The sequence below is a fragment of the Pseudomonas sp. B19125 genome (assembly GCF_044218855.1).
In the GTDB taxonomy this organism is placed as follows: domain Bacteria; phylum Pseudomonadota; class Gammaproteobacteria; order Pseudomonadales; family Pseudomonadaceae; genus Aquipseudomonas; species Aquipseudomonas edaphica.
In genome coordinates this window covers 2,025,858-2,043,252 of record NZ_CP162589.1, presented here as the reverse complement: position 1 = coordinate 2,043,252, position 17,395 = coordinate 2,025,858, and the positions used below count along the sequence as shown (strand labels likewise).

At 59.6% G+C, this 17,395-nt stretch carries 18 protein-coding genes; 2 read left to right on the top strand and 16 right to left on the bottom strand.

Translation table 11 applies throughout. From position 1 onward, the window contains the following. Positions 1-398 precede the first annotated feature (398 nt). From AB4P96_RS09430 to AB4P96_RS09380, 11 genes are all read right to left on the bottom strand, one after another. A complete protein-coding gene (locus AB4P96_RS09430; protein WP_003193463.1) occupies positions 399-740 on the bottom strand; it encodes a ribonuclease E inhibitor RraB in 342 nt (113 codons plus the stop codon). Positions 741-953: 213 nt separating this feature from the next. Continuing rightward, entirely contained in the window at positions 954-1,190 is a 237-nt protein-coding gene (locus AB4P96_RS09425) for a hypothetical protein (protein ID WP_026013791.1), read from the bottom strand. Between the two features lie 103 nt (positions 1,191-1,293). Next, a complete protein-coding gene (locus AB4P96_RS09420) occupies positions 1,294-1,899 on the bottom strand; it encodes an START domain-containing protein (protein ID WP_099548766.1) in 606 nt (201 codons plus the stop codon). A 41-nt stretch (positions 1,900-1,940) separates the two neighbouring features. Continuing rightward, positions 1,941-2,195, bottom strand: a complete 255-nt coding sequence (locus AB4P96_RS09415; protein ID WP_017138333.1) for a YkgJ family cysteine cluster protein — start codon at positions 2,193-2,195, stop codon at positions 1,941-1,943. A gap of 161 nt (positions 2,196-2,356) precedes the next feature. Next, a complete protein-coding gene (locus AB4P96_RS09410) occupies positions 2,357-2,848 on the bottom strand; it encodes a translation initiation factor 2 (RefSeq protein WP_236460248.1) in 492 nt (163 codons plus the stop codon). A 115-nt stretch (positions 2,849-2,963) separates the two neighbouring features. Beyond that, entirely contained in the window at positions 2,964-4,403 is a 1,440-nt protein-coding gene (locus tag AB4P96_RS09405) for a PLP-dependent aminotransferase family protein (protein WP_017138335.1), read from the bottom strand. 285 nt (positions 4,404-4,688) lie between these two features. Then, a complete protein-coding gene (locus AB4P96_RS09400; protein ID WP_017138336.1) occupies positions 4,689-5,504 on the bottom strand; it encodes an OmpA family protein in 816 nt (271 codons plus the stop codon). Continuing rightward, positions 5,501-5,863 carry a DUF4398 domain-containing protein gene (locus AB4P96_RS09395; protein ID WP_017138337.1) on the bottom strand — a complete coding sequence of 121 codons (363 nt, stop codon included), beginning with the start codon at positions 5,861-5,863 and terminating at the stop codon, positions 5,501-5,503. Before AB4P96_RS09395 ends, AB4P96_RS09400 begins: the two co-directional genes overlap by 4 nt. Before the next feature lie 9 nt (positions 5,864-5,872). Beyond that, positions 5,873-6,694, bottom strand: a complete 822-nt coding sequence (locus tag AB4P96_RS09390; protein WP_395600708.1) for a substrate-binding periplasmic protein — start codon at positions 6,692-6,694, stop codon at positions 5,873-5,875. 83 nt (positions 6,695-6,777) lie between these two features. Continuing rightward, entirely contained in the window at positions 6,778-7,707 is a 930-nt protein-coding gene (locus AB4P96_RS09385) for an electron transfer flavoprotein subunit alpha/FixB family protein (protein ID WP_099548763.1), read from the bottom strand. Between the two features lie 2 nt (positions 7,708-7,709). After that, complete coding sequence (locus tag AB4P96_RS09380) at positions 7,710-8,459, bottom strand: electron transfer flavoprotein subunit beta/FixA family protein (protein ID WP_017138339.1); 750 nt, start codon at positions 8,457-8,459, stop codon at positions 7,710-7,712. A 507-nt stretch (positions 8,460-8,966) separates the two neighbouring features. Between AB4P96_RS09380 and AB4P96_RS09375 the strand changes: the two genes are divergently transcribed. Next, positions 8,967-10,631: an electron transfer flavoprotein-ubiquinone oxidoreductase gene (locus tag AB4P96_RS09375; protein ID WP_017138340.1), complete on the top strand. Its 1,665-nt coding sequence runs from the start codon at positions 8,967-8,969 to the stop codon at positions 10,629-10,631. 174 nt (positions 10,632-10,805) lie between these two features. Here the strand turns inward: AB4P96_RS09375 and AB4P96_RS09370 are convergent, their stop codons facing one another. Further along, positions 10,806-11,699, bottom strand: coding sequence for an AraC family transcriptional regulator N-terminal domain-containing protein (locus AB4P96_RS09370; RefSeq protein WP_395600707.1), 894 nt, complete (start codon positions 11,697-11,699; stop codon positions 10,806-10,808). 181 nt (positions 11,700-11,880) lie between these two features. Here AB4P96_RS09370 and AB4P96_RS09365 point away from each other — a divergent pair, with 181 nt between their 5' ends. Further along, on the top strand, positions 11,881-12,933 hold the full coding sequence (locus tag AB4P96_RS09365) for an NAD(P)-dependent alcohol dehydrogenase (RefSeq protein ID WP_017138342.1): 1,053 nt from the start codon (positions 11,881-11,883) through the stop codon (positions 12,931-12,933). On the opposite strand, the gene AB4P96_RS09360 is transcribed toward AB4P96_RS09365, so the two are convergent. The 4 genes from AB4P96_RS09360 to AB4P96_RS09345 all read right to left on the bottom strand — a co-directional run bounded on the left by AB4P96_RS09360 (position 12,934) and on the right by AB4P96_RS09345 (position 17,385). Beyond that, on the bottom strand, positions 12,934-13,737 hold the full coding sequence (locus AB4P96_RS09360) for an IclR family transcriptional regulator (RefSeq protein WP_017138343.1): 804 nt from the start codon (positions 13,735-13,737) through the stop codon (positions 12,934-12,936). A 186-nt stretch (positions 13,738-13,923) separates the two neighbouring features. Beyond that, positions 13,924-14,889 carry an L-arabinose ABC transporter permease AraH gene (gene araH / locus AB4P96_RS09355; protein WP_017138344.1) on the bottom strand — a complete coding sequence of 322 codons (966 nt, stop codon included), beginning with the start codon at positions 14,887-14,889 and terminating at the stop codon, positions 13,924-13,926. A gap of 19 nt (positions 14,890-14,908) precedes the next feature. Beyond that, positions 14,909-16,408 carry an L-arabinose ABC transporter ATP-binding protein AraG gene (gene araG / locus AB4P96_RS09350; protein WP_032865806.1) on the bottom strand — a complete coding sequence of 500 codons (1,500 nt, stop codon included), beginning with the start codon at positions 16,406-16,408 and terminating at the stop codon, positions 14,909-14,911. After that, the gene (locus AB4P96_RS09345; protein ID WP_017138346.1) at positions 16,405-17,385 is read right to left on the bottom strand and encodes a substrate-binding domain-containing protein; all 981 of its coding nucleotides are present in this window, start codon (positions 17,383-17,385) and stop codon (positions 16,405-16,407) included. The genes araG and AB4P96_RS09345 overlap by 4 nt, the downstream gene beginning before the upstream one ends. Positions 17,386-17,395: the final 10 nt, after the last annotated feature.

The window sequence follows — 17,395 nt, the reverse complement described above, 5'->3', positions numbered from 1 at the left end:
CTCGGACGCAAGCCGTGTTGCAAGGCCCGCGCCATCGGCATAAACACTTAAAAATCAGTGAGTTGAATAAATAACGGAATCCACTCGCACCTTCCTGGTGCGCAGAATGCCCGCCGTCACGCCCCGCGCTTCATCGTAATGCGGGTTTTGACTATCAACAGCATAGCCAGAGTTGATTTCACTGCCCGCCCACGCTTGCGGATAATCACCCCCATCGGCTGAACAGGACACGTCTTACAGTTTCAGCGAACCGCTCTTCCCTTTGGGCCACCCTGTTGGGGTGGCTTTTTTTTGGTGCAAGAAAAGTGAGGTGGGCGGTTAGGAGATTTCATACAGCACACACAAAAACGGCCGACCCTAAGGTCAGCCGATACGCTGCTTTACTCATACAAATCGCACTACATGGGTAACCCACGCACCTCCTGCTTGACGCCCCATCCCTCGATGATGCCGCCCAGCGGTTCCACCACCGCCTCAAAGTCTTGCTCGAAGTCTCCTATGCCGTCGTAGGTTGCGAACATGATTTTGCTCAACTCCAGGTACCAGGCGCCATCGTCGCGCGCGCTGACCTGGGCATTCAGGGATTCCCCGCGAAAGCGACCCGCAGCCCTGCGCGCACGTTCCTCATCCGGGAAAATGGCGTAGAACTCGATGGGGTGAAAACGCGAGAAGTCGAACCCGCCTTCTTTCATCCGGCGCAGTACGTTGGTGCTGATGTCTTCTTGATAGGCTGTGCTCATGAAACGTCCTCCTCAAACCGATGGATAGACTTTCCGTGCTTCCCGAAGCCCGCGCCCTACTGGCGCGGGAGCTACGACAAATACAACACCGTTGGAAAACAAGCCTGTAGCTGACAAGACCAGACCTTAGCGATTCATTCGCTGATCTCAATTGCAGAGTAGCGCGAAGCTATCACCTCCACCAGAGGGGTTTCGTGGTCCTACAGGAAATGTTCAGGCGGCGGGTGAGATGTCGAGGATTTGAATGCTGTTCTGATCTTTGAGGATCTTGACCGTCGGCTCGGGCTTGCGGCCCTCCAGGTCATTGAGATCAAGTTCGGCGGCCACGGGCACGAGCTTGTTGCGGATCATGTGCGCCGCATCTTCGAGGCTGGGCTTTTGCGCGCAGGCGAACTGCTCCACGGTCTTTACACCGTGATCATCTACGAAGGTAATCTGCCACGTTTGCATCGGTTCCTCCTCGATAAAGCCCATGTGTGGGCTCACATCTATCTGGACCTTGAGCGGTCGGCAAACGTTCCACTCAAGGCCTGAGGCACCGGATCAACTGCGCTTATTTTTCAGCGTGTTCTTTCAAGGCTTTCAAGGTGTTAAACGGTGCGTCCACCACGAACTTGTTGGCCAGCCACGATGGCACGCTGCCGCCTGGCTCGGTGTGCACCTGGTAAGTGACTTCGGTCTGGTTATCGCCCTTTGGCACCAGTTTCCAGTAACCTTCCACTTGGGCTACGCGCACGTAACCTTTGACTTCGGGCTGATAAGTCGGCACTTCCAGCAGTTTGCGGGTCACGGTGCCGTCGGCGGCCTTGGAGGTGGTGATCTCCAGGATCGAGTCGCGGTCGGTCACCGGAAACGGCGCCTTGAACTGAGTGTAGGTCCAGCTCTTGTCACCTTCGGTCTTGAGCAGTTTTTGCGATTTGCATTCGTGGATCCAGGCGCAGGCACCGGCCACGTCTTCCTGCAGGGCCTGGATCTTGGCGACGGGGGCTTTGATCAGGGTGACACCGCGATAAGCCTTGTACTTGGAGCCGGCAATTTCGCTCAAGGACACTTTGATACCGTCTTCGTCCTTGGCGACTTGCCAATCTTCAGCCTGGGCAGTGGCAGCAAACAACACCGTAAAACCGCACAACACAGCCAATCGTTTCAACGAACCCATTGTTGTATTCCTTATTTTTGAAGTTCCGATAGTAAAGCCCATCAAGCCGCCGTCATCTGCTCCCACCAGCCGATCAAACGGATCGCATCGGCCTGATCATTGCCGCACACCTCAAGGTCTGCCTTGAAATCACTGCACACCGCCGGCCGCTCCGGTTGCCCGAACAGCTGGCATAGCTGTTCGACCGACAGGTGCAGGCAACGTTCTCCCGCAGGTTTGCCATTGGGCATTCCCGGTAACGGTGAACTGATGGAGGGGGCAATGCAGCATGCGCCACAGCCTTCACGGCATTTCATGACCGGCAGGTCCTCGACGACTCAATATGGATGGCCGGGCTAGAGTACGCCCTTAAACAGCCGTTTTAAAATGGTCTAACAGGGGTTTTTCGCACAAAACAAAAGTGACCGACCAGTCTGCGACAGATGGTCGAGGGCGTGCGTCACCTAAGCGCGCAATTTTATTGCTTGAATTCGAAATCCAGCGCAGCGCCTTCAATGTCGCGGCGCTCTTCGTTACGCAGCTGCAACTGCATCTGGTTGCTCAGTAGGCGGCCATTGATCTGGAACGCGCTGTTGTCGGTGGGTTTTTCCGCAAACATCGGCGGCAACAGCGGCACGCTCTTGGGTTTAGGCATAGTGCCGAGGGGCTGCAAGTGCCTGACCATTTCGGTTGGCAAGGACAGGTCCAACTGTGCCGGTGGCAGTTTGGTCTGGGCTACTTCTTGGGCAGATTTGGATTTACTCGCCACCGGTGCACGTTTTTTCACGACGCCGGTTTTTTTCTTGGCCGCCGGGGCTTTTTTAACCGGCGCCGGTTTCTTCGCCGAAGTCTTCTGCTGGGTATTGGCTGCGGGCTTGCTTTCAGTCACGGGGGCTGCCGCCAGGACGGTGCCGACGTTACACAGACTTAACAGGCCAATTACCACAACAGCACGAAAAATAGAGGTCATATTGCCTACAGCATTAACGGCAGAGGGCCATATGCTCGCTTGTTGAACGCGGCATGACAAGCCTGCTGATCAGTCGGTCAACATGAGTGTCCCCTTTACGCGCCTCAGCCCTGGTTCAAAACCCGGCCGCAGTTTCCTGGCACAACTGGCTGGCCAACATCCCCAGCGTCATCAGCGCCCGCTCTGCCTCACGGTTCCACGGCGTGCCGCAGTTAAGGCGAATACAGTGGTTAAACTGTTCCGTATTACTGAAGATGACTCCCGGTGCAATGCTGATGCCCTGCTGCAGCGCACGCACGTGCAGTTCCTGGGTATTGACCCTGCCGGGCAAACTGACCCACAGGATAAAGCCGCCGGTCGGCCGGGTCATCTGCGTGCCTTCGGGGAAATACTGCTGCACCGCCAGCTGGAATGCGCTGAGGTTCTTGCGGTATTCCTGGCGGATGTAGCGCAGGTGCCGGTCGTAGCCACCGTTCTCCAGGTACGCCGCCACACCCATCTGGGTGACGCTGCACGCCGAGTGGGTGCTGAACATTTGCAGCCGCTGGATTTCCTGCTGGTACTTGCCGGCAATCATCCAGCCGATGCGCACGCCGGGGGACAGGGTTTTGGAGAAACTCGAGCAGTAGATCACCCGATCCAGGCGGTCATAGGCTTTGAGCGCCTTGGTGCGGCCCAGTTCGAACATCAGCTCGCCGTAGATATCGTCCTCGACGATCTGGATATCGAAATCCGAGGCCAGGCGCAGCAACTGTTTCTGCCGTTCCTCGGGCATGGTCGCGCCCAGCGGATTGCTCAGGCGCGTGGTCAGCACCAAGGCCTTGATCGACCATTGGTTGGCCGCCAGTTGCAGCGCCTCAAGGCTCATGCCCGTAGCCGGGTCGCTGGGGATCTCGATGACTTTGAGGCCCAGCAGGTCGGCCAGTTGCAGCAAGCCGTAATAGGTCGGTGATTCAGCCGCGATGAGGTCGCCCGGACGGGTCAGTACGCGCAACGACATCTGCAACGCATCAACGCACCCGTGGGTGATCACCACTTCGGAGGGGTCCACTACCACGCCAGCATCGCGCATGCGAATCGCCACCTGGCGGCGCAATGGTTCAAAACCCGGGCTGAACATGTAGCTGAAGGCCCGTGGGCTTTGGAAGCGCGTGACCTTGGCCAGTTGCTGGTGCAACGCGCGCACCGGCAAATAATCGACACTCGGCACGGCCGCACCCAACGGGAACACGCCTTCGCGGCGCGACTCGACCAATACCTGCTGGATAATGCTGCTGCGCGTGACCAACCCCGGACGCTCAACCCGGGCGATATCCGGCGTCGGCGCCGTGAGCGCAGGCGTCTGGTGCACGTAATAACCCGACTGCGGCCGCGCGCGGATCAGCCCCTGGTCTTCCAGGTTCGCATACGCCTGCAACACCGTGGCGTGGCTGACGTTGAGCTGTGAGCTCATCTTGCGCACCGAAGGCACGCGCTCGCCGGGTTGATAGACACCGCGCCGGATGTCCTCAGCCAGTTGCTGGGCGATACGTTGGTAAAGCAACAGATTGGTCATGACGCAGCACTCGATTTCACGGGTATTTTATTTTTGTGTGAAACATACCGGCACAGTTTAGAAGTGTACGGGGACAGTTGCCACAATAGTCGAGCGCGGGCGGCAGTGATAGAGAAAACTGTAGGGGCAAGGTGCATAAAAAAACCGATCAATGATCGGTTCTGTGTGTACGCGGCAACCTGTGGGGAGCTGGCTTGCCTGCGATAGTATCGCCTCGGTTTGCCTGACATACCGAGGCGCCTGCATCGCAGGCAAGCCAGCTCCCACACTGATCGATGCAGGTTTTTAGCGAGCGGCGCCCAGCTGGCCTTTTTCGTCGGAGAACACAATTTCCACCCGGCGGTTCTGCGCGCGGCCGCGCTCTGAGGCGTTGGCCTCTACCGGGTACTGGTCACCGTAGCCCTCGACCTGGATACGTTTTTCATCAATCCCCAGGTCCATCAGCACATCAGCCACCGATTGCGCACGGTCGCGCGACAGCTTGAGGTTTTCCTGCTCGCCACCGGTGTTGTCGGTATAACCCTCGATGCGCACCACGCGCTTGGGGTTCAACTGCAAGAACTGCACAATTTTCAGCACGGTGCGGTTGGCCGAGTTTTGCAGCTCGGCGTCACCGGTGTCGAACAACACATCGCCCAACGTCATGACCAGGCCGCGATTGGTCTGGGTGGTGGTCAGGCTGGCGATTTGCTCTTCGAGCCACTTGCCTTGCTGCTGCACGCTCGCCAACTTGCTCTCACGCAGGGCCAATTGCAGGCGCTGGCGTTCCAGCTCCAGCTTGGTGCCGCGCTCGGCGTTGAGCCCCTGCTCGGTGTGTTCGCGGGCGATCTCACTGTAGCGCTGGCTCAGGTAGGCGTAATGCACCACGTCGGGGCCGCTGCCCCAGTAGCTGGACAAGCGATCGGCGCGGGCCAGGGATTCGCCGGCACGAATCACATCCTTGGGCGCAAAACGCAGCACATTCGCGTCTTCCTTGACCTTCTGGAAGTCGCTGCCGGCCTGCTGCAACGCCTGCTCGCTGTTGGGTTGGCTGGCGCAACCGCCCAACGCCGCGCTGCCCAGCAGCAACACACAACTCAAACCACGGATCAGCGGGCTCATTGGGCTTCTCCCAGCTGCAATTGTTTGCGCAGTCGGGCGATGCGAGTGTTGAGCACGTTCAGTTGTTCCTGGCTTTTACGCGTCAATACCCGCGCTTCAGCCAGACGCGCGTCCAGCTCGGCCTGTTCGGCCTGCATGCGCGCATCTTTGTAGGATTGGTCGGCCATGTCGGCCCGGGCCTTGGCGAACTTGTCTTCAGCCAGTTTCAGTTCAGGCGATTCATCGGTGCTGGCGCCCACGGCGTTGGCCTGTTCCAAGGCCTGCTGGGTGAGGCGTATTTGTTCGTTCGGCGCAGGATCAGCTGCACATCCCGCCAGAGCGACAACGGCGAGGGCCGCGAAAAGAGGTCGAAGAGTCACTGAAAATCCTTACTTTGCTGGGGTGCCGACGGGTTGCTGCAATTGCGCTTTCCAGCGTTCGAGGTTGCGCTGCAAAGCGGCTTGCGCGACACCAGACGCGGGTAATTCTGTCATCTTTTTCGCCAGCTGTCCGCGCAGCCACGGATCGTTGCAGGCGGAGTTGTGGGAAATCGCCAGGTACAGGCCGGGCTGGTCGACGGGTATTTCACGGGCGACAAGGTCGTTGCTCATGCCCAGCGTCTGAGCCATGGCCATGCCCGAGTAGCGCCCGGCCAGCACGTAGTCGACTTCACCCAGCAGCAGTTTCTGGAACGCCGGGGTCAAGTTGGGCAGGCGTTGCAAGCTGAGCTGCTGGCCGGCGAAGGTGTCGAAACCAGCGCTCAAGCGCGCACGCTCGGAGACCGCGCCTTTATGCCCGTGCAAGTCTTCAGCGCTGGTGTAGACCAGCGGCGAATCCTTACGCGTCCACACCAGATAGTCGATCTGCACCAGTGCCGGATGGATGTAGTCGAGGATTTCCAGCTCGCCCAGGTTCAGCGGCGCATCGGCGAGGATGTCCATGCGCCCGCTGCGCACTTCATCCAGGGCCAGGGAGCGTTTGCCGCCGTAAAGCAGGTCGATTTTAAGGCCCAGGTCCTTGCCGATTTGTTGCAGTACATCAGCCGTGGCGCCGATCAGGTGCGTTGGGTCTTGAGGGTCACGCCACAGCAACGGCGGCGCGTCCGGGCTGCCGGTGATCACCAGGCGCTCACATTTGCCGGCAGCCAGCGCGAGGCCGGGCAGTAGCGCCAATCCAAGTGTCAGTGCCAGCAATACGGGACGCAGATCCATGGCGGTTTCTCCGATGTTCAAAAAAGCCGGGCAAAAAAAAGCCCGGTCACAAGACCGGGCTCTTTATAAGTGAAGCAACTGGATTAGACCAGCTTCGAAAGCTCTGGTACGGCTTCGAACAAGTCCGCAACCAGGCCGTAATCAGCCACCTGGAAGATTGGCGCTTCTTCGTCCTTGTTGATCGCAACGATCACTTTGGAGTCTTTCATACCGGCCAAGTGCTGGATCGCGCCGGAGATACCGACGGCGATGTACAACTGTGGCGCAACGATTTTGCCGGTCTGGCCGACCTGCATGTCGTTGGGTACGAAACCTGCGTCGACGGCCGCGCGGGAAGCGCCGACCGCAGCGCCCAGCTTGTCGGCCAGGGCGTACAGGTGTTTGAAGTTGTCACCGTTCTGCATGCCGCGGCCGCCGGAAACGACGATTTTGGCAGCGGTCAGCTCAGGGCGATCCGACTTGGCCAGCTCTTCGCCAACAAAGCTGGAAGTGCCAGCGTCGTGGGCAGCAGCCACAGCTTCAATGGCAGCCGAACCACCTTCAGCGGCAACCGGGTCGAAACCGGTGGCACGCACGGTGATGACTTTGACCGAAGCGTTGGACTGTACGGTGGCGATAGCATTACCGGCGTAGATCGGGCGCTTGAAGGTGTCAGCGCTTTCGACCGAGATGATCTCGGATATCTGGTCAACGTCCAGCTGCGCAGCAACGCGTGGCAGGATGTTTTTGCCGTTGGAGGTAGCAGCAGCCAGGATGTGGCTGTAGCCAGCGCCCAGCTCAGCTACCAGCGGAGCAACGTTTTCTGGCAACTGATGCGCGTAGGCGGCGTTATCAGCGTTCAGGACTTTGCTCACGCCCGCGATTTTCGCAGCGGCTTCAGCCACGGCGCCAGCGCCCTGACCTGCTACCAGCACGTGAATGTCGCCGCCGATTTTAGCGGCAGCGGCCACGGTGTTCAGCGTGGCCGGGGCCAGCACCTTGTTGTCGTGTTCGGCGATTACGAGGATAGCCATGATCAGATCACCTTCGCTTCGTTTTTCAGTTTCTCGACCAATTCAGCCACCGACTTGACCTTGATGCCCGCGCTGCGTGCAGCCGGTGCTTCAACCTTGACGGTCTTGTTGGTAGAGGCGGTGGAAACGCCCAAAGCTTCTGGAGTCACCGACTCAAGCGGCTTCTTCTTGGCTTTCATGATGTTTGGCAGGGACGCATAGCGCGGCTCGTTCAAACGCAGGTCGGTGGTGACGATGGCCGGCAGTTTCAACGAAACGGTCTGTGCGCCGCCGTCGATTTCACGGGTCACAGCGACGCTGTCGCCGCTCACTTCGACTTTGGAAGCGAAGGTGCCCTGGCCGTAACCGGTCAGCGCAGCCAGCATCTGGCCAGTCTGGTTGTTGTCGCTGTCGATGGCTTGTTTGCCGAGGATCACCAGCTGAGGCTGTTCCTTGTCGACAACGGCCTTGAGCAACTTGGCCACGGCCAGGGAGGTCAGGTCTTCAGCCGACTCAACCAGAATGGCGCGGTCGGCGCCCAGGGCCAGGGCGGTACGCAGCTGCTCTTGAGCAGTGGTAGGGCCGATGGAAACCACCACGATTTCAGTCGCCACGCCTTTCTCTTTCAGGCGTACAGCTTCTTCCACAGCGATTTCGCAGAAAGGGTTCATCGACATTTTGACGTTAGCAAGGTCGACGCCGGAATTGTCCGCCTTGACGCGAACTTTCACGTTGTAATCGACAACGCGTTTGACAGCTACAAGAACCTTCATGGATTCCTCGTTACTCTCCGGTGAAAAGAAAGTCGCCTAGGCGAACCTGGCGGTTGATGCTCATCGGCACACAAGGGCACCTCCAAAAACTTCGGCGGATGACTTAGCGATGGGGAAATGATGACCGTTCGTCAGGGGTGACTGAGAGGTCATTCTTTATCGCAGTGTGTAAACTGCGCACCATTGTTTAGGCACGCGTCACCTGTCTTGCTTTTGGACGTGCTCTTGAAACCTGCTGTCTGCCTACGGTAAGCGCAAAACCGACCGTATATTGACCGGAACGCCTATTCTGGTCAATACGCCAAAATAGCCAGTCATAAGCCGCGTTGCTTTGATTTACCTAGCCTGCGAGCAATTCAAACAAACGTTTGTATTGGACGCTGCCAGTGGTGTAGATATAATGCGCCACCTAGAGAGAAAGGTGGGTCTTGCCGTTGTTGCAAGACGACACCGAACCTCCATCCATTAGAAAAAAAAGCCTGTTGAGCCTTGAGTAGGAGATAGCCTGTGGAACGCGAATACATGGAATTCGACGTGGTCATCGTCGGCGCTGGCCCGGCAGGCCTGTCTGCCGCCTGCCGACTGAAGCAGAAGGCCGCCGAAGCCGGTAAAGAAATCAGCGTCTGCGTGGTCGAGAAAGGCTCCGAAGTCGGCGCTCACATCCTCTCCGGTGCCGTGTTCGAACCACGCGCCCTGAACGAACTGTTCCCGGACTGGAAGGAACTCGGCGCTCCGCTCAATACCCCGGTTGTGCGCGACGACATCTATGTACTGCGCAGCCCTGAAGCTTCCACCAAGGTGCCTGACTTCTTTGTGCCCAAGACCATGCACAACGAAGGCAACTACATTATCTCCCTGGGCAACCTGTGCCGCTGGCTGGCCCAGCAGGCCGAGAACCTGGGCGTAGAAGTCTACCCAGGCTTCGCCGCCCAGGAAGCGCTGTTCGACGAGAACGGCGTGGTGCGCGGGATCATCACCGGCGACCTCGGCGTCGACCGCGAAGGCCATCCAAAAGAAGGCGTGTACACCCCAGGCATGGAGCTGCGTGGCAAGTACACGCTGTTCGCCGAAGGTTGCCGTGGCCACATCGGCAAGCAACTGATCCAGCGTTTTAACCTGGACAGCGACGCCGACGCCCAGCACTACGGCATCGGCCTCAAGGAAATCTGGGAAATCGACCCGGCCAAGCATCAGCCTGGCCTGGTGGTTCATACCGCCGGCTGGCCGCTGGACATCATGAGCAACGAGAACACCGGCGGCTCGTTCCTTTATCACCTGGAAAACAACCAGGTGGTTGTCGGCCTGATCGTCGACCTGTCCTACAGCAACACCTTCCTGTCGCCGTTCGATGAGTTCCAGCGCCTCAAGCACCACCCGGTGCTGGCGCAATACCTGGAAGGCGGCAAACGCGTCAGCTACGGCGCGCGTGCCCTGGCCAAAGGCGGCATCAACTCGTTGCCGAAGATGGTCTTCAAAGGCGGCGCCTTGATCGGCTGCGACCTCGGCACCATGAACGTGGCCAAGATCAAAGGCAGCCACACCGCGATGAAGTCCGGCATGCTCGCTGCCGACGCCGTGGCCGAGCGCCTGTTCGCGGACTCCGAAGGCGGTGACGAACTGACCAACTACGTCGACGGTTTCAAGGCCAGCTGGCTCTACGAAGAGCTGTTCGCCAGCCGCAACTTCGGCCCGGCGATGCACAAGTTCGGCCCGATCATCGGCGCCGGCTTCAACTGGTTCGACCAGAACATCCTCGGCGGCAAAATGCCGTTTACCTTGCACGACACCAAGCCGGACTACGCCTGCCTGAAGCTCGCCAAGGACAGCAAGAAGATCGACTACCCAAAACCCGACGGCAAACTGAGCTTCGACAAGCTGAGCTCGGTGTTCATCTCCGGTACCAACCACGAAGAAGAGCAGCCGTGCCACTTGAAGCTAAAAGACCCGAGCATCCCGATCGGCACCAACCTGCCGCTCTACGATGAACCGGCGCAGCGCTACTGCCCGGCTGGCGTGTATGAAGTGATCACCAAGGAAGACGGTGAGAAGCGCTTCCAGATCAACGCCCAGAACTGCGTGCACTGCAAGACCTGTGACATCAAGGACCCTTCGCAGAACATCACGTGGGTTACGCCGGAAGGCGCGGGTGGGCCGACTTACCCGAATATGTAAGGCAGTTGCTTGAACAAAAAAGGCTCCCAAACGGGAGCCTTTTTTATGGCCAACATAAATCAACTGTGGGAGCTGGCTTGCCTGCGATAGCGGTGGGTCAGTAATGAATAGGTGGCTGACACACCGCTATCGCAGGCAAGCCAGCTCCCACATTTAGAGAGTGTGTTGCCTGACCTACGCCGCCCGTTCTTCACCCGGGTTACGCAAGAAGTAACGCTTATATTCGCGACTGAACTGCGACGTACTCTGATACCCCACGTTATGCGCCGCCTGCGCCACGCCCAAGCCTTCCACCAGCAGCAACTGCTGAGCCTTCAACAACCGCAAGCGCTTCAAATACTGCACCGGCGATAACAGCGTGCAACGCTTGAAGTGCTCGTGAAAAGTCGACGCACTCATATGCGCATACCCGGCCAACGTCTCAATGTTCAGCGGCTCGGCGTAATGGGCATGCAGGTGATGCAACGAGGTGGCGATGCGCGAAAACTGCCCCTGTTGTTCCACCAAGGCACGCAGCACATCCGCCTGTGGCCCGCGTAACGCGGTAAACAACACTTCCCGGACCCGCGCCGGGCCCATGATCCGGCTTTCCAGCGGATCGTGCAGGCACTGCAATAGCCGTTCGACGCTGCCGCGCATTGCATCATCGAGCATCACCGAGCTCATGGATTCCAATGTCTGCGCCGTCGGCGGCGGCCCGGCCTGCATGCCCATGGCCATGACCAGTTCGCCGAGCACCACGCGATCAATCCCCACGGTAACCCCGTACAGCGGCGCGTCGGGCGCCAGGGCAAAGGTTTCGCATTCGAACGGCACCGGCATCGCCTGGATCAGGTAGTGCCCGGCGCCATACTCCAGTGTGCGTGGGCCTAAATAGGCGACCTTGCTGCCTTGGGCCACGAACATCAGGCTCGGTTCGTAGATCTGCGGGCCGCGTGCCACGTCGCAACTGGCGCGCAATACCTTCACACCGGGCAGGTGCGTCGGGGAGAAACCGTCACAGGGCGTCAGGTCCTCAATCAAGGCAACCAGCGTGGCGTTGGCATCGAGATGGCGGGTCAACAACATGGCAAAAAACTTCGTAAAAAAGGGATGAGACCATCATCGCAGGTCTGAGCGCACATGAATCCAAACACAGGGCACTCCCGGACGAATAGGCATGAGGTTCGGAGCAATCGCCATGGCCGCATCCCGGCCCTGCGCGGAAAATACGCCGCCTCCCTAGTCAATCCTTTTGCGAGGTTTCTGTATGTACACCGCCATCGGTTATGCCGCCCAGTCGGCCACCACTCCCCTCGCCCCCATGTCCTTCGAACGCCGCAGCCCGCGCGCCGACGATGTAGCCATCGAGATTCTGTACTGCGGCGTATGCCACTCCGACATCCACCAGGCACGCAACGAGTGGGGCATCGCCGTGTACCCGCTGATGCCGGGCCACGAGATCGTCGGCAAAGTCACCGCCGTCGGCGCCAGCGTGACCGCGCACAAAGTCGGCGACCTGGTGGGCGTGGGCTGCATGGTTGATTCGTGCCGCCACTGCGACGCTTGCCATGCGGACCTTGAGCAGTACTGCCTCGAAGGCCCGACCATGACCTACGCCACCCCGGACCGGGTGGATGGCAGCAACACCATGGGCGGCTACTCCGACAGCATCGTCGTCAGTGAGCACTTCGTGGTGAAGATCCCGGCCAAGCTCGACCTGGCCAGCGCCGCGCCGATTCTGTGCGCGGGCATCACCACCTACTCGCCACTCAAGCACTACGGCGTGAAGGCTGGCGACAAAGTCGGCGTGCTGGGCATGGGCGGCCTGGGCCACATGGGCATCAAGTTCGCCAAGGCCATGGGCGCAGAAGTGACGCTGTTCACCCGCTCCGCGAGCAAGGCTGAAGAAGGCCGTCGCCAGGGTGCCGACCATGTCATCGTGTCCACCGATGCCGAGCAGATGAAAGCCGCCGCCGGCAGCTTCGATTTCCTGCTGGACACCATTCCGGTGCAACACGACCTGAACCCCTACCTCGACGTGCTGCGCTTTGACGGCGTGCATATCCTGGTTGGCTTGATCGAACCGGTCGACCCACCGGTGAACGCTGCCAAGCTGGTGCTGGGCCGTAAAGTGCTGGCCGGTTCGTTGATCGGCGGCATTGCCGAAACCCAGGAAGTGCTGGATTTCTGCGCCGAGCACAACATCACCTGCGATATCGAAATGCTCGATATCCGCCAGATCAACGAGGCTTACACCCGCATGATCGCCGGCGATGTGAAGTACCGCTTTGTCATCGACATGGCGACCTTGAAGGCCTGATCAGGCCTTAGCGCCCAACTCCGCTGACAGCCGCGCTGCGACCTGTTTGATCACGGGGATCAGCTCGGCCATCTTTTCCAGCGGCATGTAGGGCACGGTACTGGCGATGCTGATGCCGGCGACGATTCGCCGGCTGGCATCGCGCACCGGTGCCGCCACACAACGGATCGACGGTTCGTTGTCTTCCAGGTCGAACGCATACCCACCCTCCACGTATTCGCGCATGCGCTGCTCGAACTGCGCCCAGGATTGCTCCGGGTGCGCTGGCCATTGCTGGCTCTTGCCCTCGGCGGGCAGGCTGGCTTCATACAGGCGCTGCCACTCCTGCACAGAGTCATCCAGCAACATTGCCTTGCCCACACCGGTGCGCGCCAGCGGCATGCGATGGCCGACTCGCGAGCGCATTTCCGGGCCGTAGCGGCCGGGGTTCTTGTGCAGGTAGAGCACATCGTCGTATTCACGAATCGCCAAGTGGATGGTGTCGCCAGTCAGCGCCGACAGTTCATCCAGGTACGGCACCGCCAGGGTCACCAGCGGCAGTTCGTCACGGGCCTGAAAACCCAGTTCGATCAGTTTCGGCCCGAGCAAATAACCTACTTGCGGCACCACACGCAGGTAACGCTCCTCAACCAGGCAACTGGCCAGCCGGTGGGTGGTACTGCGGGTGGTGCCGATGCGCCTGGCGATCTCTTTCAAATCGCGCGCACCCGCCGCCACCGCTTGCACCACGCCCAGGCCACGCAGCAGGGTCTGGGTGCCGGTGGGGGCGGCGTCTTTGACGGGGATGTGGGCGTTTTCCTGCATATCGGGCCTATTGGGAAGTACGAAAACGGCGCCATTATGGCAAATGCAGCCCTGCTGAACAGAGGAGATCCATTGTGGGAGCTGGCTTGCCTGCGATGGCGGTGCATCAGCCTACAAATAATTAGCTGACCCACCGCTATCGCAGGCAAGCCAGCTCCCACATTTGGATCTTCATAGGGCGAGAGTTCAGCGTTGCTTCATGCGGTCGATGATGACCGCCAAGAGCAGGATCGAGCCCCGGATCACATACTGGTAAAACGTGTCGATGTTCTTCAGGTTCATCGCGTTCTCGATGATCGCCAGAATCAACACCCCGGCAATCACATGGCGGATCATGCCGATACCGCCGCTCAACGACACACCGCCCAACACACACGCCGAGATTACCGTCAGCTCGAAGCCCTGGCCGATCATTGGCTGGCCCGAGGTCATGCGCGAGGCGAGGATCACCCCGGCCAATGCGCCGATCAAGCCGTGCACGGCAAAGATGATGATCTTGGTGCGGTCGACATTGACCCCGGCCAGCAACGCCGCTTCCTGGTTGCCGCCGATGGCCATGGTGTTGCGCCCGTAGGTGGTGTAGTTGAGCAGCCAGCCGAAGAACACAAAGCACAACACGGTGATGATGATCGGCACCGGCACGCCCATCAGTTGGCCGTTGCCGAACACAAAGAAGCGTTCGTCCATCACGCCGACCGCCTTGCCGTTGGAAAAGATATAGGCCAGCCCGCGCACGATCTGCATGGTCGCCAAGGTTGCGATCAACGCGTTGATGCGCAGCTTGGCGATCACGATGCCGTTGATCAGCCCCACTACCAGGCCCATGGCCAACGCAGCGGACACGCCGAGTACCACACTGTCGGTGTCACGAATCACAATCCCCGCGACCACACCGGCACAGGCGATCACCGAGCCGACTGACAAGTCGAAATGCCCCGACGCCAGGCAGAACAGCATGGTGCACGCAGCGATGCCCACCGTCGAAATCGCCAGGCCCAGCCCGCGCATATTCAGCGGCGAGAGGAAGTTGTCGATAAACAGCGCGCTGAGCACAAAGATGCTCAATGCCGCGAGTAGCATCACCCAATCATCGAGAAATTTACGTTGGTTGAAACCCGGCCAAAAGCCCTTTGCAGTTTTTACCTGTGACATACCTATACCCTCGAATTCTTCAAGCCCGCGAACGCGGGAGAGCCAGTTGCAACAGCTTCGCTTCATCCGCCTGGTCGCGGGTCAACTCGCCAGTCAGCGCGCCTTCACTCATCACCAGGATGCGATCAGAGATGCCCATCACTTCCATCAGGTCGCTGGACACCACAATCACCGCAATGCCGCTGGCCGCAAGGTTATGAATGATCTGGTAGATCTCCGACTTGGCGCCGATATCGATGCCGCGTGTAGGCTCATCCAACAGCAACACTTTCATCGGCATCGACAGCCAGCGGCCAAGAATGGCCTTCTGTTGATTGCCGCCGGACAGGTACATGATTTTCTGCTCGGCGTTCGGCGTTTTGACTTTCATCGCCTTGATCTGCTTGTCGGCGTTGCCCTTCTCCCAGCCTTCACGCAACAGCCAGCCAAAGGTCGAATGAGCGCCACGCGCACTGATGTTGATGTTCTCGGCCACGCTGGACAGCGGGATGATGCCTTCCTTTTTGCGGTCCTCCGGGCACAGCAGCACACCGGCGGCGATGGCATCGCGTGGTGAATGTAATGGCAGGGCTTGCCCAAACAACTCCAACTGCCCGGCCGTTGCGCGTTCCAGGCCACTGAGCAAACGAAACAGCTCGGTACGCCCGGCGCCCACCAGCCCGAAAAGGCCGAGAATCTCGCCCTTGTGCACCTGCAGGCTGACCGCTTCGCGCAGGCCAGGCCCAAGCAAACCGTTGACCTTGAGCGCCACCTCACCGCGTTCGCGCGGGCGGTAATCGTAGATATCCTGGATATCGCGCCCGACCATGCAGGTCACCAACTGGTCGTGAGTCAGTGTGGCCATGTCGTCAAACGTGCGCACATAACGGCCGTCCTTGAACACCGTCACCGCATCACAAATACGGAACACTTCTTCCATGCGGTGCGACACATACAGCACCACTTTGCCCTCATCGCGCAGGCGCGTGATGATCGCCATCAAGCGGTCGATTTCCCGCGCCGACAAGCTGCTGGTGGGTTCGTCAAAAGCAATCACATGGGCACCACGGGACAACGCCTTGGCGATTTCCACCAGTTGGCGCTGGCCGAGGGACAAACGCCCAAGCTTCTCTTGCGGATCGATTTCATCGGCCAGGCCTTTAAGGCACGCCAACGCCTGCTTGCGCAGCTGGCCGCCATTGACCACGCCGAAACGCGACGGCAAATGCCCGAGAAACAGGTTCTCGGCCACGGTCATTTCCGGCACCAGATGCAGCTCCTGGTGAATCACCGCCACGCCGTTGGCGATGCTGTCGGCGGCGTTCTTGAACGCCATGACCTGCTCGCCGATCTGCACCGTGCCGCTGCTGGGCGTGTAGGCACCGCCGAGAATCTTGAGCAGCGTGGACTTGCCCGCGCCGTTCTCGCCCATCAGCGCATGCACCGAGTGCGGCCGCGCTTCAAAGCTGATTTGCGCCAGCGCCTTGACCCCGGGAAACTCCTTGCCGATGCCGTTGAAACGCAAGGCCGCGCCGGTCATTTCCACAGACCGATTTTGCTCAACTCTTCCTTGAAGTTGGCGCGGGTGATGAGGGTTACGTTATCCAGGGCGGTGAACTTGGCAGGCTCGGTGCCTTTGGTGACCCACTCGAACATCGCCGTGGCGGTTTTGTAGCCGGATGCATCGGGGCTGAGCAGCATTGAGCCGTAGAAGCCGGTGTCGGTTTTCTTCAACTCTTCAATCGCATCAGTGCCATTGATGCCCACGCCAATCACATTGGCCGCCTTGAAACCGGCGCTTTCGGTGGCGCGCACGCCGCCCAGCACGGTGCTGTCGTTCATGCCGCCGATGATCAGGTTTTTCGCGGTGCCCGGCAGCTTTACCAGCGCCGAGTTGGTGGAATCCATGCTGCCTGGCACGTCGAGGGTTTTCTGCGCGCTGAACAGGATGTGGTCAGCGGGCAAGCCGGCGGCCTTGAGGCCTTCGACCGAACCGTCGGTGCGTTTTTTGCCGGTTTCCAGCTCGTCAAAGGTGTTGATGACGGCGTAGGTGTCCTTCCAGTCCCAGTTACGATGCTTGGCTTCGGCGGCCATGGCCTCGCCTTGCTTCTGGCCGATCTTGTAGGCATCCAGGCCCACATAAGGCACGTCTTCCATGGGCTTGCCCTTGGCATCGACGAAGCGGTCATCCACCGCCAGCACTTTCAAGCCGTTGAGCTTGGCCTTGGCCATGATCGCAGGGCCGAGGGATACGTCCGGCGGGCAGATCACAAACCCCTTGGCGCCATTGGCGGCGAGGGTGTCGATGGCGGACAAGGTTTTCTCGCCGTCAGGCACGGCGATCTTGATCACGGTGAAGCCCTGGTCCTTACCGGCCTTTTCGGCAAAGGCCCATTCGGTCTGGAACCAAGGCTCTTCGGCCTGCTTGACCAGGAAGCCGATCTTCACTTCTTCGGCCGCGGCAAAACCGCTGAAGGCCATCGCCAGCGCCACGGCGCCTAACGTCTTCTTGAACATGAACCACCTC